Here is a 22,107-nt window from a genome sequence, read left to right as displayed (position 1 = left end):
GCACCACCGGGGCTCTAGGCTCCGGGCATGGCACGAACACGCGTCTACCGCAGTGGCGTTCTGGACGCCGAGGACGTTTCGCTGGCGCAGCTGCCGGAGCACCTGCGGGACCCGGCCGCGACGGTGTGGATCGACGTGTGCGGCCCGGACGAGCAGGAACTGGGCACGCTGGGCGAGGAGCTCGGGCTGCACCAGCTCGCGGTGGACAACGCCGTCGCGGGGGAACACCAGCGGCCCGCGCTGAACCATTTCGGCGACCACTGGTTCCTCACCAGCTATTCCGCGCGCCTGCAGGACGGCAAGCTCGTGGAGTGCCAGCTCGACGCCTTCATCACCGACCGCGTGCTGGTCACCATCCGCAGGGACGCCCGCTTCGACATCGCCGCGGTCGTCGAACGCTGGGACGACAACGCGGACCTTGCCAAGGAAGGAGTCGGCTTCCTGCTGTACGGCCTGCTCGACTACCTGGTGGACGGTTACCTCGGCGCCGCACAGGAACTCGACGACGAGATCGGGTCGCTGGAGGACCTGGTCTTCGCCGCACGCAAGGATCCGGCCACACTGCAGCGGCGCGCACTGCGGGTGCGCCGCAGCCTCATGGGCATGCGGCACACCGTGATCCCGATGCGGGAGGTCGTGAACTCGTTGCTGCGACGGGATTCCCGGCCGCTGAGCCCCGCGCTGCTGCCCTACTTCCAGGACGTCTACGACCACATGCTGCGTGTGTCCGAATGGACGGAGTCGCTGCGCGAACTGCTCGCCACCGTCCGCGAGACTCAACTGTCCATTCAGGCCAACCGTATGAGCTTGATCATGAAGAAGGTCACCAGCTGGGCCGCGATCATCGCGGTGCCGACCGCGATCACCGGTTTCTACGGGCAGAACCTGCCGTATCCCGGTTTCGGGCAGCTGTGGGGTTTCTGGGTCTCGACCGGGGTGATGCTCGCGCTGTCCGCGGCGCTGTACGTACTGTTCAAGCGGCGCGATTGGCTGTGATCGGTGCTTTTGCCCACACAGTCTACTGTGGACTACGCCTGCCGTAGCGGAAGTACGCGAGCGGGCCGATGACGTTGATTCCGATTACCAGTGCCCAGACGCCTTTCGAGCCGTGAACATCCTCGCTGGGCCTGCGCGCCAGATCCGTCCACGCGGCCGCGGCCAGTGCGAGCTCCACGGCGCCCAGTGCGGTGAACGCTGCTCGCTGACGGGGAGACAGGTCGCGCCAGCGTGTGCGCCGCCATCGCGACAGCCGGGAGTCGGCGTCCATGCACCGACTGTGTCAGTTGTGGCGGAGTAGGTAAAGAGGGTCGGAAGCCACTACTGGTGGGGACCTTCGCTTCTGCCCTTCGGCGGCGCCGCGCCCGGATCCTGCAAGGATGTCCGGACGTGCCGGGCTCGCACCGTTGCCGGGAGGTGGTATTCGTGACCGCGCCCACCAGAACGTATCCGGTCCACGTCACCGGCTCGTTCGAGCCACGGCTGTCCCGGTGGCTCTGGCTGGTGAAGTGGCTGCTCGCGATCCCGCACTACATTTTGTTGTGGTTCCTGTGGATCGCGTTCGCTGTAGTGACCATCGTGGCCTTCTTCGCCATCCTCATCACAGGCAGCTATCCGCGTGGCATGTTCGACTTCAACGTCGGCGTTCTGCGGTGGACCTGGCGGGTCCAGTTCTACGCTTATGCCACGCTCGGCACGGACCGCTACCCGCCGTTCACGCTCGCGGACGTTCCCGACTACCCGGCCCGGCTCGACATCGACTACCCGGAGCGGCTTTCCCGTGGGCTGGTGCTGGTGAAGTGGTGGCTGCTGGCGATACCGCAGTACATCATCGTCGGCGTTTTCATCGGTGGCTGGTGGTACTACTGGGACTACGCCTACGCGAGGTGGGGCGGACTCATCGGGATACTCGTGCTGTTCGCCGCCATCGCGCTGCTGTTCGGCGGCAGGTATCCGCGGTCGATGTTCGACCTCGTGGTCGGCCTCGACCGCTGGGTCGTGCGAGTCGGCGCGTACGCCGCGCTGATGACCGACGTCTACCCGCCGTTCCGGCTCGACCAGGGTGGCACCGACCCGGCGACCACCGAGCCGACTGCCGGGCCTCCGCCGCCGCAACCGGAGAACCCGGGGCAGAACCCGGGGCAGAACCCGGGGCGCGGTGGCTGGACGGCGGGCCGCATCGTGTCGGTGGTGCTGGGCGTCATCCTCGGCCTGATCTCCATGTTCCTGCTGACCGCCGCGTCGGTCCTGCTGTGGGTCAACGGGCCCGGACGTGACGAGGACGGGTACCTCACGGTGGGGAACAGGTTCAGCACGCCGGCCTATGCGATAACCAGCGGGCCGGTTGAGGTGACGAGCATGTCCACCGGCTGGGTGCCCGTCTCGTCGAACCTCGGCGACGTACGAATCCGGGTGCTCAGCAGGACGGGGACGCCGGTCTTCGTCGGCATCGCGTCGCCGCCCGTAGCCGCGGGGTACCTATCCGGTGTGCAGTACGCGACGGTGAGCGACACCGCTGAGAACGGGCTCGTCGTGCACGACGGCGGGCCGCCGGCAGGGCCACCCACGACGGCGGGTCCGTGGCTGGCGCAAGCCAGCGGCACGGGAATTCAGACGGTTGCCCTGCCCGCGCCCGCAGGCGACTGGACGGTCGTCATCATGAACGCGGACGGCAGCCCGGGTGTCAGTGTGCGGGCGCAAGCCGGTGCCACGGTTCCCGGACTCGGGGCGGTGGGCTTGAGCGTGCTGGGTATCGGAATCGTGGTGCTGGCGGGCGCTGAAGTGCTGATCGTGGTGGCGGTGCGCCGGGCATCCCGGGTGCCGCAGCCGCCCGCCGAACGGCGTCCCGAAGCCTGAGGTCTCCATCCACTTCGGACAGAAGTGTTGTATAACGTCCTATACGGCGCGGCCTTGGTCATCATATGAGTGGTGGGGCGATACCGCCTGGCATATCGCCCCACCACCGCGGCGCGTACGTCGGTCGGCCCCGAACCGCCAGGACGTCGCGCACGGCGGGCGCATCCCCCGACGCCACCCGCCTGGTGCAAGCGCCCCCGAGCGGTCGCTTGCGAGTTCCAGTGTGGGGCCTGCGTCCGCGGACCGCATACGGTCGAAGGTCCCTGTTGCCGGGGACCAACGCACGCTGGTTCGTGTGCGGCCGCCGAAACTACGGTCAGCGCAGAGGAAAGACGAGGTCGGCATGCGATGACGATGCTCTGCCTCGCCGGTGATGTGATGACCGGCCGCGGAATCGACCAGGTGCTGCCACATCCCGGTGACCCCACGCTCAACGAGCCGCACGTTCGTGACGCCCGGTACTACGTCTACGCCGCGGAACGGCGGCACGGCACGATACCCCGGCCGGTCACGTATTCCTGGCCGTGGGGCCGCGCACTACGGGTGGTCACCGCGCTCGAACCGGACGCGTGCGTGCTCAACCTGGAGACCGCGGTGACGGCAGGCGACGACTTCGCTGTGGGCAAAGCGGTCTGCTACCGGATGAACCCGGGTAACCTTCGCGCGGTTCTCATGCCACGACCCGACGTGTGTGTACTGGCCAACAACCATGTCCTCGACTTCGGGGCCCGCGGCCTCATCGACACGCTGGCCGTCCTGAAAAGTGCCGGTGTCGCGACGGCAGGAGCGGGCCGGACCGCCACCGAGGCAGCGCGCCCTGCCGTGGTCAGGGTCCGCCACGGCCACCGCGTCGTGGTGTTCGCCGCCGCCACCGAGTCCAGCGGTGTCCCCACGGCCTGGGCGGCGACACCGGGGCGGCCGGGGGTGCGCCTGCTGGCCGACCTCTCCTCCGGCACGGCACACGACATCGCGACCGAGATCGCGTCGGTGAAACGGTTCGGAGACGTGGTGGTCTTCTCGGTCCACTGGGGATCGAACTGGGGCTACCAGGTGCCACCGGCACACGTCGAGTTCGCCCACCGCCTCGTCGCCGCCGGTGCCGACGTCGTACACGGCCACTCGTCACATCACCCGCGGCCTGTCGAGATCTACCACGGAAAGCCGATCTTCTACGGCTGCGGGGACCTGATCAACGACTACGAGGGCATCGGCGGTTTCGAGGACTACCGCGATGAGTTGCGGCTGCTGTACTTTCCGTCGTTCGACGAACACGGTGTGCTCACAGAGCTACGGATGCTGCCGCTGCGCGCGGAACGATTTCGCTTGCGTGCGGCCGATCCCGGCGATGCCGCCTGGCTGCGGGAAACGCTGGCGCGCATCAGCGCGGCGTTCGGAACGCGGATCAGCCGTACGGCCGACGGCATGCTCGTCGCGCGCCACCACGCCGTTGCGGACACGGGGGAGGCGGCCCTGTTCGACCCGGTGACGTTCGGGGACGCCCCGGACGCGCTCTAGCGCGGCCGGAGATGGCGTTTTCCCTGCGCGGCCGGGACCAACGACTCTGCACGCGAGGTCGCCGTCCGGCGATGCTGACCTTCGGGACCGAAGGAGGGATACACCATGCCGGCATCCACGGGGTATCTCGCCAGGCTGTACCGGCTCGTGCATCCTGGCCGCAATCCGCTGGCACGGTCGTGGGACCGGGCCGAGGGCTACCTACTGTTGGCGCTGATCATCGGGGTCCTCGTGGCGGTTCCGTTCGCGGTGACACGGGGCTCCTCGGCCGAGGTGGCCGGGATGCGGACGGTGGAGTCCGAGGCGGGTAGCCGGCATCGCGCGACAGCGATGCTGCTGCAGGACGCGCCAGTGCCGCCGATGGCGAGCAGCGGTGGTGTGCAGACGGCAAGGACTCCCGCGCAATGGCAGTTGCCGGACGGGTCGGTGCGCCAGGGCACCGTCCCGGTGCAGGCGGGATTGCCGCGGGGCACCAAGGTCGGGGTGTGGCTCGACGGTAGTGGGTCGGCGGTCAGCGCACCACGCACCGCCGGCTGGGCCACTGGGCAGGGTATTGCCGCAGGCGGAATGTTCTGGCTCGCGGTCGTGTTCGGCGGCGCGGTCGTGTTCGTGATGGTGCGCCGCGTGCTCGGCCGGTTCCGGATGCGTGAGTGGGATCGGGAATGGGAACGTGCCGATCGGCAGTGGAGTGGTTCGTGACCCAGCCGGGCGGCCGTCACTTGTGTACAGGGAGGTCATCATGAAGCTCGACGAGGTGCTCAGCAAGGCCCACGACGCCGTGTCGGCGCGGCGCGTCTACGCGGAGCCCGTCGAGGCCGACGGCGTCACCGTGATTCCCGCTGCCGCCGTCGGCGGAGGTGGTGGCGGTGGCCAGGGCCACGACCAGAAGGGTCAGGAAGGGGAAGGCGGCGGAGTCGGTGTCGGTGGGCGGCCGGTCGGGGCGTACACCATCAAGAACTCCACGGTGCGCTGGCTTCCCGCGGTGGATGTGAACCGGCTGGTGGTGGCGGTCGCGAGTGTCCTGGTCGTGTACCTGCTGACCCGCGCCCGTATCGCGAAAGCCAGGGCGGCCAAACGCGCCTGACGCGTCCCGGAGGGCACCCATGACGTCCGGGCAACTGGACACAGGCCCGATCGTGGTCGGTGTCGACACGTCGGACGCGGCTACGCGTGCCGTCCGGTGGGCTGCGGAAACAGCGGCAGCACGCAACGTGCCACTGCGGATCGTGCACGGTTTCGGCTACACCGACCACTTCTACGGTGGGGATCTGCCGCTGAGCCCGCAGCTCTACGCCGAGCTCGAAGCGCACGCACTGCGCCTGCTGGCCGCGGCGCACGACGAGGCCGCCGCGGTGAGCAGCGCGCTCCGCATCGAGGTGGCCATGCCGGCGACGGCGGCCGTGCCGTTGCTGCTGGAGGAGTCCCGTTCCGCTCGCATGGTCGTGCTCGGCAGCTCGGGTCTCGGCCGGTTCTCCGGAGTGCTCGCCGGATCGACCACGCTGGCGCTCACGAGCCATGCGGCGTGTCCCGTCGCGGTCGTGCGGCAGCGCGCGGAGGGCACATCGGCGCCGGCGGACGCCCCGGTCGTCGTCGGTGTGGACGGCAGCCCGGTGAGCGAGCAGGCGGTCGCCGTGGCGTTCCGGGAGGCGTCGCTGCGTGGGGTGCCCCTGGTGGCGGTGCACGCGTGGCTGGATGTCGAGTACGTCACCGAGGCGCGGGTGCATTTCGAGGGCGGCGCGCACGAGGAGGACGAGCGGCGCGTGCTCGCGGAGCGGCTCGCCGGCTGGCAGGAGGAGTATCCCGACGTCACGGTGGAACGCGTGACCGTTCTCGACCGGCCACGCCACCAGTTGCTCGACCGCTCGCGGACGGCGCAGCTGGTGGTCATGGGCAGCCGTGGCCGGGGCGGGTTCCGTGGGCTGCTTCTCGGCTCCACCAGCCATGCGCTGATCCAGCACGCGGAGTGCCCGGTGCTCGTCGTGCGCCCGCAGACCCAGGACAGGTGCACGCCCTGACCCTGAAGGAGCACGCTGATGTACTGGTACGACGACGGCCTGGGGCCGTTGGGCTACACCCTCATCGCCGTCACCCTGCTGCTGTTCGTGGGGCTGGTGGTCAGCGGTCTCGTCGCGCTGTTCCGGTTCCTCAGCCGGGATACCACTCGTGGCAGGCAGGTCAACCAGGCGTACGGCGCCGAGCAGATCCTGGCCGAGCGGTTCGCTCGTGGTGAGATCGACGAAGAGGAGTACAGCCGACGCCTGGAAGCCTTACGCGCCAACATGGACCGGGGCTCACGGCGCTGAGCCGTTGCCATGCGCATCGAGCTGCTCGGCGGATTCGCGGTGGAGACCGGCGCGGGACGGGTCGACTCGCGACGCTGGCGGTTGCGCAAGGCGCGGATCCTGGTCGCCGCGCTCGCGCTCGAAGCAGGGCAGCGGATGCACCGCGACCGGATTCTCGATCACCTCTGGCCGGATCTCGAACCCGCGGCGGCGGCACACAACCTGCATCAGGCGCTGTACGTGGCGCGGCGTGCCATCGGCGAAACCGGCACCCGCGACCTGCTGACGGTCCGGGACGAGCTGGTCCTGCTGCACGCGGGTGGGCCGATCGAGGTCGACGTGATCGAGTTCGAGCGGGCTGCCGAGCAGGCGCTCGCAGTGGACGACGACGAACTGTTGCAGGCAGCGCTCGATCGCTACCGGGGCGAGCTGCTGCCGGAACTGGCCTACGCCGACTGGCTCGAGCCGCGGCGGACAGCGCTGCGCGCGCTCCACCACGAACTCCTGTTGCGGCAGGCCGAGCACCGGCTGGCGGCGGGCGCGTTCGACGAGGCACGGCTGCAGTTCGACACGGTGCTCGGCGCCGATGGCCTCAACGAGGTCGCCGTGCGTGGTGTCATGGCGGCACTCGCGGCGACCGGACGGCAACCGGCGGCACTCGCCCGGTACGAGCAGCTGCGTGACGACCTACTCGAGTCCTCCGGTGCCGATCCCGACACCCGCACCCGGAAGCTGTTCCGCGAGCTGCTGACCGCCGAACCACCCGCGCAGGACAGACTGCCCGTGGCGCTGACCAGTTTCGTCGGCCGTGCGCGGGAACTCGGTGAGGTTCGCACACTGCTGCGCCGCACACGCCTGCTGACACTCACCGGCCCCGGTGGCTGCGGCAAGACCCGGCTCGCGGTGGAGGCGGCAGCCGCCCAGCCCGACGGGGTGTGGTTCGCCGACCTCGCCGCGCTGGCCGAGGGCAGGCTCGTGCCCGATGCGATCGCAGCCGCGTTCGACCTGGCCCCCGGTTCCGGTCCTGACCCGACGCGTGCACTGATCGACCAGCTCCGGCACCGCAGGGGCCTGCTGGTGCTGGACACCTGCGAGCACCTGCTGCACGCCTGCACGCGCACCGTCGCGGCCCTGCTCGCGGGCTGCCCCGGCATCCGGATACTCGCGACGAGCCGCGAGCCGCTGCGTACGCCAGGGGAGGTCACCTTCCGGGTGCCATCGCTGGAGGTGCCGCATCCTGGCCCGGCCGGCTCCTACGACGCGGCCCGGCTCGGCCAGTTCGAGTCCGCCCGGTTGTTCGTCGAACGGGCCCGCCAGGTGCGACCGGAGTTCACGCTCAGCGCGGCCAACGCCGGCGCGGTCGCGGAGGTGTGCCGTCGCCTGGACGGCCTGCCACTGGCGCTCGAACTGGCCGCGGCGCGGGTATCGCTGCTCGAACCCGCGGAACTGGTGACCCGCCTGGAGGACGCCCTGACGACGCTCGGCGCCGGTGCGTTCGGCGTGACCCGGCACCAGACGCTGCGCGCGGCGCTGGCCTGGAGCCACGACCTGCTCGACGCCGGTGAGCAGGTGCTCTTCCGCCGGCTCTCGGTGTTCGCAGGTCCGTTCACCGTCGAGGCCGTTGAGGTGGTGTGCGGCCTGCCGCCGCTGCGCCGCGACGAGGTGCTCGGCGTGCTCGGCAGGCTGGCCGACAAGTCGCTCGTGCTGACCGACCGGACTGCGCGCGGCACGCGGCTGCGGCTGCTGGACACGGTGCGGCAGTTCGCCGCGGAGCGCCTGCGGGGCAGCGCCGAGCGGCCGGTGGTCGCGGCCGCGCACTGCGCGCACTACCTGGAGGTCGCCCTCGCGCACGACGCCGGGGAGTCGGTCACCGCGAGCACGGAGAACCCGCGCCTGCTGGATGCCGACCACGACAACTTCCGGGCCGCGTTGCGCTGGGCGCTGGCCACCGATCCGTCCACGGCGCTCGCGCTCGCGACCCGCCTGTGGCGGTACTGGTTCCTGCGCGGGCATGCGGTCGAGGGCGGTGACTGGCTCGAGCGGGCACTGGCGGCGGCACCCGAACCCAGCCTTCTGCGCGCGCGGGCACTCCTCGGGCTGACCGGGCTGGACGCGCGGCGCGGGCGCGGACACCGGTTGCTCCGGGAAGGCGAGGAGGCTGTCGCGCTGGTCCAGCGGCTCGGCGATCCGGTCACCGTGATCCGCTACCGCCTGGTGCAGGCGACGCTCGTCTGGGCGACCCTCGACGTCGTAGACGCCGAACGGATCGCGCGGGAGGCACGGGAACGGGCCGCGGAGCTCGGCCGCACCGATCTGCGCGCGGGCGGCGCCTGGCTACTGGGGATGTGCGCGCTGGCCCGCGAGAACGCCGCTGCCGCAGGCAGCCTGCTGCGCACCTGTCTCGCCGAGCTCGGCGAGACCGACCCCGAGTCACCGCCGTTCCTCCCCGTGGTCACCCCGTGCGTGGTGCCGGGGCCGATCGGCGACCGGATCGTGCCGTTCTTCGAGGAGTCGCTGCTGATGGGCCGCCGGGTCGGTGCCGCGCAGGGGATCGGCTACGTCCTGTCGGGGCTGGGCTACACGGCCCGGTTGGAGCGGCGGTCCCGGCTCGCCAGGGCGATGGTGTGCGAGTCGGTCGATGCCTTCGCCCTGCTCGGTGATGACCTCGGCCGGGCGCACAGCCTCAACCACCTCGGCTGCGTGCTGCGTGATGCGGGGGAGTACGGCGAGGCCGCCGAGCGGCTCACGGAGGCGCGGCAGATTCGGCGCCGGCTCGGCGATCACCGCGGTGAGCTGCTGACGAGCGCCAACCTCGGCGTGGTCCGTGCGGTCAGCGGGGACATCGAGCGCGGCAGGCACGACGTGCGTGCCTGCCTGGCCGCGGCTGAGGCGATCGACGACCGTCCCGCCGCCTCGGGTCTGCTCGGCATGCTGGCCGCCATCGAGCTGGCGGCGGGCAGGCTCCCCGCGGCGAGGACGCTCTACGGCAGAGCCGTGCGGCGGTTCGCCCACCAGACCTGGCCGCGGATCGAAGGCTGGCACCGGCTCATGGCGGCGGAGCTGGCCGCCGACCTCGGCGACCAGGCCGGTGCCGGTCTCGAGCTGGACCGAGCTGCCGTGTTGTTCGGCAGGCAGCACTGCGCCGTCGCCGAGGCGCGTGTCCACGCGCTCCGGCTCGTGTTGACCGGATGCTGAGTGCGGCTCCCTACCGTCGGCCCCATATGGCTGAAGGGAATCCGACATGACACCCCATCAGGACGTCAAGGAAATCGGCACGGCCACCCTGAGCGAGTTCGCCGGTGGGATGCGCGGCACCGTTGTCCGGCCGGGCGATGCGGAGTACGACGAGGCACGCGGCATCTGGAACGCCGCACACGACCGCCGTCCCGCGCTCGTCGCCCGGTGCGCAGGCGTCGCCGACGTCCTCCGCACCGTGGAGCTGGCCCGCAGTGAGGGCCTGCCGCTGGCCGTTCGCGGCGGCGGGCACTCCATCCCGGGGTTCTCGACCTGCGACAACGGCATCGTGCTCGACCTCTCGCCCATGCGCGGTGTGCGCGTCGACCTCGCCGCCCGCCAGGCGCGGGCGGAGGCGGGCTGCCTGTGGCGGGATCTCGACGCCGAGACACAGCAGTTCGGTCTCGCGGTCACCGGTGGGCTGGTCTCCTCCACCGGGATCTCGGGCTTCACGCTGGGCGGCGGCATCGGCTGGCTCGTCCGGCGGTGCGGTCTGACCCTGGACAGCCTCGCCGGGGCCGACGTCGTCACCGCCGATGGCCGGTACCTGCACGCCAGCGCCGACGAGCACCCTGACCTGTTCTGGGCGCTGCGCGGCGGGGGCGGGAACTTCGGCGTCGTCACCTCGCTCGACTACGACCTGCACGAGATCGGCCTGACCGTCTACTCCGGACTGGTCTTCTACCCCGCAGAGGAGGCGGAGCAGGTGCTGCGTGGTTACCGTGAAGCCTGCGCCGGCGCCGCGGACGAGCTCACCACGCTGGTCAACCTGACGACCGCCCCGCCGTTGCCGTTCCTGCCGGAGCACGCCCACGGCCGCCGGGTGGTGGCGATCGGCGGTTGCTGGGCCGCTGACGGCGACCGCGGTGAGGAGGCGACGGCGCCGTTCCGCTCGCTGGGCACGGTGCTGGCGGACGTGTTCGCTCCACATCCGTACGTGGCGTGGCAGCAGGCCCTCGACCCGCTGTACCCGCGCGGCCTGCACAACTACTTCCGTTCGGTGTTCCTGCGCGTGGCAGGCGACGCCGCGCTCGAGACGTTGCTCTCGGCGTTCGACCAGGTGCCGGGGCCGCTGTGCGAGATCCACCTGCACCAGCTCGGTGGGGCAATGGCAAGGGTGCCGGCCGACTCCACCGCCTTCGCCGTGCGCGACCACGACTACATCGTCAACGTCATCGGGCGGACCCCCGACGCGCAGGGCTTCGCCGAGGCGGTCGAGTGGGCGCGCGGTGTCACCTCGGCGCTGGGGCCGGACGCGGCGACGTACGTCAACTTCACGGGGGAGGGCAGTGCCGACCGGGTGCGTGCGGCCTACCCGCCGGACACCTACCGCAGGCTGGTGTCGGCGAAGGAGACCTACGACCCCACCAACCTCTTCCGCCTCAACCAGAACATCGCGCCCAAGCTGTGACTGTGCGTGACTGTGCTGGCCCACCTGCCGGCGAGTTGCCCGGTCCAGCGCGCGAGTTGCCCGCTCCGGCCGGCGAGTCCCCCGGTCCAGCGCGCGAGTTGCCCGCACTGCACCGGTTGCGGTTCGCCCTTCCGCGTACCGCCGACGGAGTGGCGCACCGACCGAGCCCGAGCGGGGGACTCGCGTGCGTGGGCGGGGGACTCGCGGCCCCGAGCGGGCGACTCGCGCGCCTGGCCGCGCAACTGGCGGCCCCGAGCGGGGGACTCGCGTGCGTGGGCGGGGGACTCGCGGCCCCGCGCCGCGGGTGCCTGCATGAGCGGGTAACTGGTGGGTACACCGGGGGGCGTGGGCGAGGACGTCGAGCAGCGCACGTTCACCCGGGCGGACCGTACGCGCTACCGGGTGCGGGTCCGCCGGTGCCTCGACGCGTTCGCCCGCATGCTGCAGGGTCCGTACTTCACGTTCGACCGCCCGCTGACCGGCGTGGAGATCGAGCTGAACCTCGTGGACGCCGCCGACGAACCCGCGATGTGCAACAACCGCGTACTGGAGGCGATCGCGAACCCGGCGTTCCAGACCGAGCTGGGGCAGTGGAACCTGGAGGTCAACATGGCGCCTCGGCAGCTCGCCGGGCGCGGTACGGGTGCCTTCGAACGGGATGTCCGGGCCAGCCTCAACGCGGCCGAGACCAAGGCACAGGCGGTCGGCGCGCACCTGATCATGATCGGGATCCTGCCGACCCTGCGCGCGGAGCACCTGACCGGCGCCGCGCTGTCGGGCAACCCGCGCTACGGGTTGCTCAACCAGCAGATCCTCACCGCGCGCGGTGAGGACGTGCAGATCGCCATCGAGGGGACCGAGCGGCTTCAGGCGACCAGCGACACGATCGTGCCTGAGGCCGCCTGCACCAGCACCCAGTTCCACCTCCAGGTCAGCCCCGCGCGCTTCCCCGCGTTCTGGAACGCGGCGCAGGCCATCGCTGGTGTACAGGTCGCGGTCGGTGCGAACGCGCCGTTCCTGCTGGGCAAGCAACTGTGGCAGGAGACCCGCGTCGCGCTGTTCGAACAGGCCACCGACACCCGCAGCGAGGAACTCAAGGCACAGGGCGTGCGGCCACGGGTGTGGTTCGGCGAGCGATGGATCACCTCGATCTTCGACCTTTTCGAGGAGAACGTGCGGTACTTCTCCGCGCTGCTGCCCATCTGCTCGGAGGAGGATCCGATGGAGGTCCTCGACCGGGGCGACATCCCGGAGCTCGCGGAGCTGCGGCTGCACAACGGGACGATCTACCGGTGGAACCGCCCGGTCTATGCGGTCGTGCGGGACCGTCCGCATCTGCGGGTGGAGAACCGGGTGCTGCCCGCCGGGCCGACCGTTGCGGACACATTGGCCAATGGCGCGTTCTACTTCGGACTCGTGCGCGCACTCGCCGACGACGACCGTCCCGTGTGGACAGAGATGTCGTTCGGTGTCGCGCAGGAGAACTTCCACGCGGCGGCCCGGCGGGGCATCGACACCTCGCTGTACTGGCCGGGGGTGGGCACAGTACCCGTGCGCGAGCTGATCCTGCGCCGCCTGCTGCCGCTGGCGGACGAGGGACTGCGGCGCTGGGATGTGGAGTCCGCCGAGCGGGACCGGCTGCTGGGCATCGTCGAGCAGCGCTGTCTGACGGGCGTGACGGGCGCAGGCTGGCAGATCCGTGAGTTCCACCGCCTGTACGACACAACGTCGCTCAGCCGCAGGGAGGCGCTGCGGCGGATGGTCCGGGAGTACCGGACCCACATGCACACCAACGAGCCGGTTCACACCTGGCCGCAGCGCCGCGGTGCCAGCGCTGACACATGAGAGGCGTCACGTTCGCCGACGTGGCGGCATCGCCGCGCCGGCGTCATCACGTACTGTTCGCGCATGATGCCCGCCCGATCATGGATGTGGGCGCTACTGGCGCACTCCACGCTGACCCAGCTCGTGACGTTCGTGCTGCGCCCGGCGACGTCCTACCGCGCGCTCGAGCTGGAGGTGCCCGCGGCGTGGCTGGGTGTGCTCTCCGGCAGCTTCGCACTGGTACCGCTCGTGCTCGCGCTGCCTGCCGGTCAGCTGGTCGACAGGCTGGGGGAGCGCCGGATCATGATCGCGGGCAGCCTGCTGATGGCTGTGGCGGGCGGGGTGTTCCTCGGCTTCGGACGATCGGTGCCGGGGCTCGTGGCCGGGAGCGTGCTGCTGGGCACCGCGCACCTGTGCGCGGTGGTCGGTCAGCAGGCTCTGGTGGCCAACACAGCCGGGGCCGGCAGGCTCGACACGGCGTTCGGCTACTACACCTTCGCCGCGTCGCTCGGCCAGGCGGCGGGGCCGCTGCTGATCATCCTTTTCGGCGGGACCAGGGCGATTCCGGACACGACGCCGATCTTCCAGGGCGCGACGGCACTGGCGGTCGTGCTGTTCGCCTGCTCGTTCGCCGTCCGCGGCGGTGGCCCCGCACAGGCCCGCGAGGCGAGGACGAAAGCCGGTGTCGGCGATCTGCTGCGGCTGCCCGGGCTCGCCAGGGCGCTGTTCACGAGCTGCGTTGTCCTCGCGGCCGTGGACATCACGCTGGTGTACCTGCCGGCGCTCGGCACCGAGCGAGACATCGCATCGGGCGTCGTCGGCATGCTGCTGGCCTTGCGGGCCGCGGCATCGATGGTCTCACGGCTCTTCCTGGGCAGGCTCACGCGGATGATCGGGCGCCGCAGGCTGCTGCTCGTCAGTATCGCGGCCGGTGCGGTGGGGCTGGGCCTGGCCGCGGTCCCACTGCCGATCTGGGCGCTGGCCTGTTGTATCGTCCTCGCCGGTTTCGGCCTCGGTGTCGGGCAGCCACTGACGATGTCGTGGCTCGCGGAGTCGGCTCCGCCGGGACTGCGCGGACGTGCGATGTCGCTGCGGCTGACCGGTAACCGGGCCGGCCAGGTACTCGTGCCCGGCGCGATCGGGCTCGTGGCCGCCGGGCTGGGCGCCGCCGGCGTTCTCGGGGTCACCGCCGCGGGGCTTGCCTGGGCGGGCCTCGCGGCGCGGAACCTGCCGGTGGACCGGCAGGATCCGGACTGACCGGGATTGACCTGCGGTGACGGCACGCATGTGGTCAAGTACCACAAGCCGTATCGTGTCGTCATCGTGACCCAATTGTTGTGGCCTGCGTCAACTTCGGTGGATCTGCCGGGCGGGGGTAACGCATAGTCGCCATGCCCCGAACCCCGACGCCCAATGGAGTGACAATGGGTGCACGCCGCCGGCTGCCCCGAGCCGTGCCCGCGTTGCCAATGCTGTCCGCTCTGGCCCTGACCGCCGTGCTGGCGAACCCCGCCGCGCAGGCGCAATCGGACCCTGCCGCAGCCGCGGAGGCCGAGCTCAGCCGGGCGCAGGCGGAGCTGGCCCGCGCCTATGAGGCATTCACCGCCGCGCAGCAGCGCCAGGAAGCGACGGCCAAGGAAGCCACCGCCGCGCAGACGACGGCACAACGGACCCGGACCGAGGCGACGGCCGCCGCCGCACAGGTGGGCGATGCTCGCGGCCAGTTCGATCGGTTCACCGCGGCCAGCTTCCGCCAGGGCAGCACGGTCGGCTCGGTCACCGCCTATCTCGGTGCGGCCAACCCCCACGAGATGCTGGAGCGGGCGTCGCTGCTGAACGCGGTGAGCGGGGAGCACGTCGATGTGCTCGACACGATGAGACAGGCAGTCGACACCAAGACAGAACGCGATCGCGCGGCGCAGGACGCGGTGCGGACCGCCGCGGCCAACCGCGACGCCGCCGCCAAGGCCAAGACCGATGCCGAGCGAGCCTACAAAGCAGCGGTCGCCAAGCAGGACAGCGCGAAGGAAGAGATCGACCGCCTCGCTGCCCGCGCGAGGGAGCTCGCGGCGCAGGCCGCTCCGGCGGCCCCGGCTCCGTCCGCCCCGGCGTCGTCCTCGGCCTCCGTGGTGCGGCCGGCGCAGGGGCAGCTGACCTCTACCTACGGTGCGCGGTGGGGCACTGTCCACTACGGCATCGACATCGCCAACAGCATCGGCACGCCCATCCTGGCCGCCATGGCGGGCGACGTGATCGACTCCGGTCCTGCCAGTGGCTTCGGCCTGTGGGTACGGCTGCAGCACGACGACGGAACCATCACCGTCTACGGCCACATCAACGAGTCGCTCGTCTCGGTGGGGCAGCACGTCAGCGCCGGCCAGCAGATCGCCACGATGGGCAACCGCGGGCAGTCCACGGGGCCGCACCTGCACTTCGAGGTGCACGAGAACGGCAGCAAGATCGACCCGCTGCCCTGGCTGCGCAGTCGTGGCGTCTCCATCTGATCCGTTGCGTCCGAAAAGGACTGTGCGATTTCGGTAACACAGCGGCACTACAGGTAACGTGGCGCTTTTCCGGATGTAACCGCCCGGAAATGATCAGCGGGTGAACTTGCCTCCAGCATCAACGCTGCGCAGGAGGCAATCGTGCCCGAAGTCGTGTTCCGCGTGCGCTGGCCGGACGAGTCGATCCATCGGTGTTACTCACCCTCGACCGTTGTCGAGGACGTGTTCGCGGCCGGCCATGCCTACCCGGTGAGTGAGTTCGTCGAACTCAGCAGGAAAGCGCTGACGATCGCGTCGGAGCGGGTGCGCAAGAGCTACGGTTTCGCCTGCTCACAGGCGGCGGCCCAGCTCGCCGAGATCGAGCACACGGCAGCGCGGTTCGCCGATCCTCTGTCCACTGTGGTCGTCGAGGGATTCGAACGATGACCGGCCAGCTGGACGGAAGGCACCGGCCGGTCGTGGTGGTCGGTGGCGGGCAGGCCGGGCTGTCGATGAGCTACTGCCTGAGGCAGTCCGGTGTGGACCACTTGGTGCTCGAACGCGACAGTCCCGGTGCCGAATGGCGGAACCGCCGCTGGGACACCTTCTGCCTGGTCACGCCGAACTGGCAGTGCCGGCTTCCGGGTTTTCCCTATCAGGGAGCCGATCCGGACGGGTTCATGGTGCGCGAGGAGATCGTGCGCTACCTGGAGGACTACGCGAGGTCCTTCGATGCTCCGCTGGTGACCGGGGTGGCAGCGACGCGGTTGCGGCAACGCGGGGATGGCGGCTTCGCAATCGCCACGACCAGGGGCGAGCTCACCGCTGACCAGGTCGTGCTGGCCACAGGTCCATACCAGGTTCCCCGCATACCGAGACTGGCCGAGCGTCTGCCGAGTGAGGTGGCGCAATGGCATTCGGCCGACTATCGCAACCCGGCACAGTTACCGCCAGGTGACGTGCTCGTCGTCGGCACGGGGCAGTCGGGTTGCCAGATCGCCGAGGACCTTCACCTGGCGGGCCGGCGCGTGCATCTGTCCGTCGGCAGCGCGCCGCGGGTCGCCCGCTACTACCGTGGCCGGGACGTCGTGGCGTGGCTGGACGAGATGGGCTACTACCGGCGCGGTATCGACGAGTTCGCCGACGCCGACGCCGTGCGGTTGCGCGCCAACCACTACGTCACCGGACGCGACGGTGGCCGCGACGTCGATCTGCGTGCCTTCGCCAGGGACGGCATGCGCCTCTACGGCCGGCTCGTCGACATCACCGGCGGCGTGCTCCGCTTCGCCCAGGATCTCAGGCACAACCTCGACAACGCCGACGCCGTGTCGGAAGGGATCAAGGACTCCATCGACAATTACCTGCGCGCACAAGGAATCGAGGCGCCGGAGGAGCAACGCTACCAGCCGGTGTGGCAGCCCGTGACCGAACCGTCCGAAGTGGATGTCCACAAGGCAGGTATCACCTCGGTCATCTGGTGCACCGGGTTCGGCCGGGACAACCGCTGGATCGATGTCCCGGTGTTCGACGGGCGTGGCTATCCCACGCACGAGCGAGGTGTCACCAGCTGCCCCGGGCTCTACTTCCTCGGCCTGCCCTGGCAGTACACCTGGGGTTCCGGGCGGTTCTGCGGCGTCGCCGACGATGCGGAGTATCTCGCCTCCCGCATTGTCGCGTCGAGATGGCGCCGCCCGGCGAGCGAGGTGCCCTGGATTGCGGGGACAGCGGCGCCGCGTGTACGACACCGAGGGATGAAACTGCTCCATGACTGACCGAGGAATCCACGACGCGCACCGGCACCTCGGTGTGCTGCCCGCGTATCCCTTCTACGGTGGGCCCGCGGTGCACCCCGACGTGAGTGCGCGTGCCACGCTGGCCGAGCTGGTGTCCGATCTGGACGCCGAGGGTACCGAGCGTGCATTGGTCATCCCCAACTACGGAGTACCCGAACCCGGCATCGCCTTCTCCTTCAACGAACTCTGCGTGGAGGCGGCGAGCCGGGACGACCGCATCCGGGCAGGCCTGTGGGTGTCGCCGTTGCCGCGCGATGCCGAGCGCACAGCCACGGCGCTGGCGCTGGCACGCGAGCCCGGGGTTCGCGCGCTGAAACTGAGCTTCCTGCTCGGCGGATCGCCCACCGATCCCGAATGCAGGCCCGGCCTCGACCGGATCTTCGTTGCCGCCCGGGAGCACGGCCTGGTGGTGCATGTGCACACCTCGCCGGGCGCGGCCTCCGACATCGACGAGGTGGGCCGGCTCGTCGAGTGGTACGGCGATGAGGTCGACGTCCACCTCGTGCATTTCGGCGGCGGCATGAGCGGGCACATCAAGCTGATCTCGCACCGGTTCTTCGACTGGATCGAACGAGGCAAACGCGTGTACACCGACCTGTCCTGGTCGATCGGTTTCGCCCCGCGCTGGCTCGCCGGCGAGATCGACCGGCGGGGGATCGGTCACGACCGCATCCTGTTCGCCAGCGACGAACCCTGGGGCGACCAGCCAGGGGAACTGGCACGGCTGACGGCGGCGACCGGCGACGGGGAACTCGCGGAACTCGTGTTCCGCGGCAACTTCACCGAGCTCTACGGGTAGCGGTCGCTGCCCGCAGTGGAAAAATCCGGCGAGAGAAGGAGAAATCGTGTCCGAGTTGACGGAGACCGAAAAGCAGAGTCTCGAAGAGATCCCGCACCCCTCGTTGCCGGAAGGCTCGAACCTCTACGGCGGGACCAAGGTGTTCCCGGACTACCAGGCCGAGCCGGGCCAGTCCTATTTCACACTCGTGCACGGTATCGCGCACGAGTCGTCGGTGAGCTTCGTCGCGATCCTGCAGGCGACTCGCGCGCTGCGCAAGGGATTCGAGTCGGCGATCTACTTCTACGGCCCCGGTTCGATGAACTGCATGGCCACGCGTGGTTTCCCGACAACGGGCAACTCGGCGTTCCCCGGCGAGCACAACATCAACGACCAGCTGAAGACCTTCATCAAGGAAGGCGGCAAGGTCTACTGCTGCCGGTTCGGGCTCTCGCTGCACGGGCTGCGCGAGGAGGACCTCATCGAGGGCGTCATCCCGACGCATCCACTGGACGTGCAGGACGCCCTGATCCACTACGCCCGCAAGGGGGCGATCATCAACTCGACGTACATGTGGTAGCAGGGCGAACCATTCGTAGGCAAGGGAGTGGCCGTGCGCGTTGACACAGAAGACAAGATCGCTGCCAGGGTGGATCTCGCGGTACACGGCGTGCGGGCGGACACCCCGGTGCGCCGCAGCAAGGGTGCCGGGCCAAGCGATGACGGGCACCTGGTGGTCGACGGCAGCAACGCGGCGTTGCCGCTGAACCCGGACAGCCCCTACACGATCCGAAATGGACGGGTCTACCGGGACCGGATCGATCTCGGGCTGTCTGTGGAACCCGTTGCGCGGCCACGGTTCTACGATCTGCGGACCGCGGACGGCGTGCCGTACCAGCAGATTGCGCTGCTGCACGGCAAGGACGTGCTCGCGAGCACGGTGGTGCAGACCTGCATCCGGTACGCCGAAGACCAGCGTTGCCGATTCTGCACGATCGAGGAGTCGCTGCGCGCGGGGGCGACCATCGCGGCGAAGACACCGGCTCAGCTCGCCGAGGTGGCCGAGGCGGCCGTGCGACTGGACGGGGTCCGGCAGTTGGTGCTCACCACCGGCACCACGGCCGGCCCCGACCGGGGCGCCCGGCACCTCGTGCGCTGTGTGCATGCCGTATTGGAGGCGGTTCCTGGACTGCCGATCCAGGTGCAGATCGAGCCGCCGGGCGAGCTGTCCGTGCTCACCGAGCTGCGCCGGGCCGGTGCCACCGCGATCGGAATCCACGTGGAGTCGCTCGACGACGAGGTCCGGCGCCGGTGGATGCCGGGTAAGTCGACGGTGCCCCTGCACGAGTACGAGGCCGCCTGGGACGAGGCGGTCCGCGTGTTCGGCCGCAACAAGGTGTCCACCTACCTGCTCATCGGTCTCGGCGAGGATCCGGACGAGCTCGTGGCCGGCGCGGCCCGGCTGATCGAGCGTGGCGTCTATCCCTTCGTGGTGCCGATGCGGCCCATGCTGGGCACGCTCGCCAGGCGCGCTGGTGTGCAGGCGCCGGCTCCGGCGCTCGTGCGCACCGTGACCGAACGCGTGGCCGCCCTGCTGCGGGAGGCCGGGATGAAGGGTGCCGACCAGGGAGCTGGTTGTGCGGCCTGCGGCGCCTGCGGTGTGCTCAGCGCGGCAGGGGGCTGACGATGGTTCCCGACGTGCTGGCGGTACTGGGTGATCCGGCGAGCGTCGCCCTGCAGCCGGAGTTCCGGATCGCACCGGTCGAGGACGCCGCGACGCTCGCGGCCTACCACGCGCTGCGCACCAGAGTGTTCGTCGCCGAGCAGGGCCTGTTCACCGGGCACGACCTCGACGAGCACGATGCCGATCCGCGCACGGTCGTTCTCGCGGCGCGGAACCGGGAGGGCACCCTGCTCGGTGGTGTTCGGCTCGGACCCGCCGCCGGTGGTCCCGATGTCGGCTGGTGGTTCGGCGGGCGACTGGTCGTCCACCCGGCCAGCCGCGGCAGGGTCGGCGCGGCGCTGATCCGGGCGGCGTGTGCGTATGCCGAGGGCGCCGGCGTGCTGCGGTTCGAGGCGACGGTGCAGGTGCGCAACGAGCCGTTGTTCCGCCGCCTCGGCTGGGAATCCGTGCGGCCCACGGCCGTGGCCGGCGCCCCGCATGTGCTGATGCGCTGGCCGATCGGCCGGATCGCCGCGCTCGCGCGGGCCACCAAGAGCGACCTCGGGTCGCTGCTCACCGGGCTGACCGGGGTACCCGGGTTCGTCGGCGACGACGGCGTTCCGGTGCCGGGCAGCGATCTGGTCGCCGCCTGCGATGCGATCGTGCCGTCCATGGTGGAGCGGGACCCGGAGTGGGCGGGCTGGTGCTCGGTTCTCGTCAATGTCAACGATCTCGCGGCGATGGGTGCCGAGCCGGTGGGGCTGCTCGACGCCGTCGCGGCGCGCGACCGCTCGTTCGCGGCACGCGTCCTCGCGGGGCTGCGGCGCGCGAGCCAGGCCTACGGCGTGCCCGTGCTCGGCGGGCACACCCAGCTCGGTGTGCCTGCGGCCTTGTCGGTGACCGCGCTCGGCCGCACTGCGCACCCGGTGCCCGGCGGGGGCGGTCTGCCGGGTCAGCGGGTGCGGCTCACCGTGGACCTCGGCGGAGCGTGGCGCCCGGGATACGGTGCCAGGCAATGGGATTCCACGACGTCCCGGCGAACCCCGGAGCTGCGCGCGATGCTGGCATCGGTGGCGGAGGCCCGGCCGGCCGCGGCCAAGGACGTATCGATGGCGGGCATTGCCGGGACGCTGGGCATGCTCGCCGAAGCCAGCGGTTGCGGCGCGGTGCTCGATGTCGCCGCCGTGCCACGGCCGGACGGTGTGGCGGTCGGGGACTGGCTGACCTGCTTTCCCGGTTTCGCGGTGCTGACGGCCGACGACGCGGCCGCGGTGCCGCTCGCCGCGGGGCCCGCGGTGACCGCGGAGTGCGGGGAACTGGTGACCGGCAGCGGTGTGCGGCTGCGCTGGCCGGATGGCGAACTGACCACGGTGATCGACGCCGGGGTGACCGGATTGGGGACTTCTGGATGAGCACGCTCCGCATGGCCGCGGTTGCCGCGCCCTTCGACCGGGACCTGGAAGCCGACTTCGCGCGGATCGCGCACCTGATCGACCAGGCGCGCGCGGCCGGAGTCCGGCTGCTGGCTCTGCCGGAGGCGTGCCTCGGCGGGTACCTGGCCAACCTCGATGGTGGCGCGGACGGCCCGCCCGCACTGGCGCTGGACGGTCCCGAGATCCGCAGGCTCGCCGCGCTCGCAGGCGATCTGGTCGTCACGGCCGGGTACTGTGAGGAAGCGGACGGCCGCCGGTACAACAGCGCGGTGTGCGTGAGCGGCGACGGGGTGCTAGGCAACCACCGCAAGGTCCACCAGCCGCTGTCGGAGGACGCGACGTACCGGGCGGGCGACACCTTCGCGGCGTTCGACACGCCGGTCGGCAGACTGGGCATGATGATCTGCTACGACAAGGCGTTTCCGGAATCCGCTCGCTCGCTGGCATTGGACGGCGCCGAGATCGTGATCTGCGTGTCGGCGTGGCCGTGCAGCCGGACCAACCCGGCCGCGGACCTCGCGCAGGACCGGTGGAAGCGCCGGTTCGACCTGTTCGACCGTGCCAGGGCGCTGGAGAACCAGATCGTCTGGCTGTCGGCCAACCAGTCCGGCACGTTCGGCGATCTGCGTTTCGTGGCCAGCGCCAAGGTCGTCGATCCCGGTGGCGAGATCCTGGCCGACACCGGGGTGGTCGAGGGGCTCGCGATCGCCGAACTCGACGTGGCACAGGCACTCGAGGCGGCGCGGCGGTCGATGGGACACCTGCGCGATCGCAGGCCGGAGGCGTATCCGGCGCTGGGCGCGGGGACGGCGGAACTCGCCGTGCCGACATACTGAGC

General features: G+C 70.5%; 20 protein-coding genes. 19 read left to right on the top strand and 1 reads right to left on the bottom strand.

Going from position 1 to position 22,107, the window contains the following annotated elements; all coding sequences use genetic code 11:
- The first annotated feature begins 27 nt into the window (after positions 1-27).
- A complete protein-coding gene (locus ABZ863_RS04710; RefSeq protein WP_358531083.1) occupies positions 28-996 on the top strand; it encodes a magnesium transporter CorA family protein in 969 nt (322 codons plus the stop codon).
- 22 nt (positions 997-1,018) lie between these two features.
- Here the strand turns inward: ABZ863_RS04710 and ABZ863_RS04705 are convergent, their stop codons facing one another.
- Complete coding sequence (locus tag ABZ863_RS04705; protein WP_358531082.1) at positions 1,019-1,267, bottom strand: PLDc N-terminal domain-containing protein; 249 nt, start codon at positions 1,265-1,267, stop codon at positions 1,019-1,021.
- A 155-nt stretch (positions 1,268-1,422) separates the two neighbouring features.
- Between ABZ863_RS04705 and ABZ863_RS04700 the strand changes: the two genes are divergently transcribed.
- The 18 genes from ABZ863_RS04700 (at position 1,423) to ABZ863_RS04615 (ending at position 22,105) form a co-directional block, all read left to right on the top strand.
- Complete coding sequence (locus tag ABZ863_RS04700) at positions 1,423-2,853, top strand: DUF4389 domain-containing protein (protein ID WP_358531080.1); 1,431 nt, start codon at positions 1,423-1,425, stop codon at positions 2,851-2,853.
- A 348-nt stretch (positions 2,854-3,201) separates the two neighbouring features.
- Positions 3,202-4,368, top strand: coding sequence for a CapA family protein (locus ABZ863_RS04695; protein WP_358531079.1), 1,167 nt, complete (start codon positions 3,202-3,204; stop codon positions 4,366-4,368).
- A 105-nt stretch (positions 4,369-4,473) separates the two neighbouring features.
- The gene (locus tag ABZ863_RS04690; protein ID WP_358531078.1) at positions 4,474-5,067 is read left to right on the top strand and encodes a hypothetical protein; all 594 of its coding nucleotides are present in this window, start codon (positions 4,474-4,476) and stop codon (positions 5,065-5,067) included.
- A 40-nt stretch (positions 5,068-5,107) separates the two neighbouring features.
- Positions 5,108-5,452: a spore germination protein GerW family protein gene (locus ABZ863_RS04685; RefSeq protein ID WP_358531076.1), complete on the top strand. Its 345-nt coding sequence runs from the start codon at positions 5,108-5,110 to the stop codon at positions 5,450-5,452.
- 19 nt (positions 5,453-5,471) lie between these two features.
- A complete protein-coding gene (locus ABZ863_RS04680; protein WP_358531074.1) occupies positions 5,472-6,383 on the top strand; it encodes a universal stress protein in 912 nt (303 codons plus the stop codon).
- A gap of 18 nt (positions 6,384-6,401) precedes the next feature.
- Positions 6,402-6,671 (top strand): SHOCT domain-containing protein, encoded by a 270-nt coding sequence (locus ABZ863_RS04675; protein WP_358531072.1) that lies wholly within the window; start codon positions 6,402-6,404, stop codon positions 6,669-6,671.
- Positions 6,672-6,680: 9 nt separating this feature from the next.
- Positions 6,681-9,845 carry a BTAD domain-containing putative transcriptional regulator gene (locus tag ABZ863_RS04670; RefSeq protein WP_358531070.1) on the top strand — a complete coding sequence of 1,055 codons (3,165 nt, stop codon included), beginning with the start codon at positions 6,681-6,683 and terminating at the stop codon, positions 9,843-9,845.
- A 46-nt stretch (positions 9,846-9,891) separates the two neighbouring features.
- Positions 9,892-11,295 (top strand): FAD-binding oxidoreductase, encoded by a 1,404-nt coding sequence (locus tag ABZ863_RS04665; RefSeq protein WP_358531068.1) that lies wholly within the window; start codon positions 9,892-9,894, stop codon positions 11,293-11,295.
- Between the two features lie 345 nt (positions 11,296-11,640).
- Positions 11,641-13,140 carry a glutamate--cysteine ligase gene (locus ABZ863_RS04660; RefSeq protein WP_358531067.1) on the top strand — a complete coding sequence of 500 codons (1,500 nt, stop codon included), beginning with the start codon at positions 11,641-11,643 and terminating at the stop codon, positions 13,138-13,140.
- 63 nt (positions 13,141-13,203) lie between these two features.
- Positions 13,204-14,376 carry an MFS transporter gene (locus ABZ863_RS04655; RefSeq protein WP_358531065.1) on the top strand — a complete coding sequence of 391 codons (1,173 nt, stop codon included), beginning with the start codon at positions 13,204-13,206 and terminating at the stop codon, positions 14,374-14,376.
- 167 nt (positions 14,377-14,543) lie between these two features.
- Complete coding sequence (locus ABZ863_RS04650) at positions 14,544-15,623, top strand: M23 family metallopeptidase (protein ID WP_358531063.1); 1,080 nt, start codon at positions 14,544-14,546, stop codon at positions 15,621-15,623.
- Between the two features lie 141 nt (positions 15,624-15,764).
- The gene (locus ABZ863_RS04645) at positions 15,765-16,049 is read left to right on the top strand and encodes an MSMEG_0570 family nitrogen starvation response protein (RefSeq protein WP_358531062.1); all 285 of its coding nucleotides are present in this window, start codon (positions 15,765-15,767) and stop codon (positions 16,047-16,049) included.
- The gene (locus ABZ863_RS04640) at positions 16,046-17,374 is read left to right on the top strand and encodes an MSMEG_0569 family flavin-dependent oxidoreductase (protein WP_358531060.1); all 1,329 of its coding nucleotides are present in this window, start codon (positions 16,046-16,048) and stop codon (positions 17,372-17,374) included. Before ABZ863_RS04645 ends, ABZ863_RS04640 begins: the two co-directional genes overlap by 4 nt.
- Positions 17,367-18,194: an amidohydrolase family protein gene (locus ABZ863_RS04635; RefSeq protein ID WP_358531059.1), complete on the top strand. Its 828-nt coding sequence runs from the start codon at positions 17,367-17,369 to the stop codon at positions 18,192-18,194. The genes ABZ863_RS04640 and ABZ863_RS04635 overlap by 8 nt, the downstream gene beginning before the upstream one ends.
- A gap of 46 nt (positions 18,195-18,240) precedes the next feature.
- Positions 18,241-18,753 (top strand): MSMEG_0572/Sll0783 family nitrogen starvation response protein, encoded by a 513-nt coding sequence (locus ABZ863_RS04630; protein WP_358531057.1) that lies wholly within the window; start codon positions 18,241-18,243, stop codon positions 18,751-18,753.
- 33 nt (positions 18,754-18,786) lie between these two features.
- Positions 18,787-19,857: an MSMEG_0568 family radical SAM protein gene (locus ABZ863_RS04625; protein ID WP_358531055.1), complete on the top strand. Its 1,071-nt coding sequence runs from the start codon at positions 18,787-18,789 to the stop codon at positions 19,855-19,857.
- 2 nt (positions 19,858-19,859) lie between these two features.
- Positions 19,860-21,248, top strand: coding sequence for an MSMEG_0567/sll0787 family protein (locus ABZ863_RS04620; RefSeq protein ID WP_358531053.1), 1,389 nt, complete (start codon positions 19,860-19,862; stop codon positions 21,246-21,248).
- Positions 21,245-22,105: a carbon-nitrogen hydrolase family protein gene (locus tag ABZ863_RS04615; protein WP_358531051.1), complete on the top strand. Its 861-nt coding sequence runs from the start codon at positions 21,245-21,247 to the stop codon at positions 22,103-22,105. Before ABZ863_RS04620 ends, ABZ863_RS04615 begins: the two co-directional genes overlap by 4 nt.
- Positions 22,106-22,107: the final 2 nt, after the last annotated feature.

Origin of the sequence: Saccharomonospora sp. NPDC046836, assembly GCF_040645195.1 — a bacterium.
Classification (GTDB): domain Bacteria; phylum Actinomycetota; class Actinomycetes; order Mycobacteriales; family Pseudonocardiaceae; genus Prauserella_A.
This window is presented reverse-complemented; position numbering and strand designations above follow the sequence as displayed.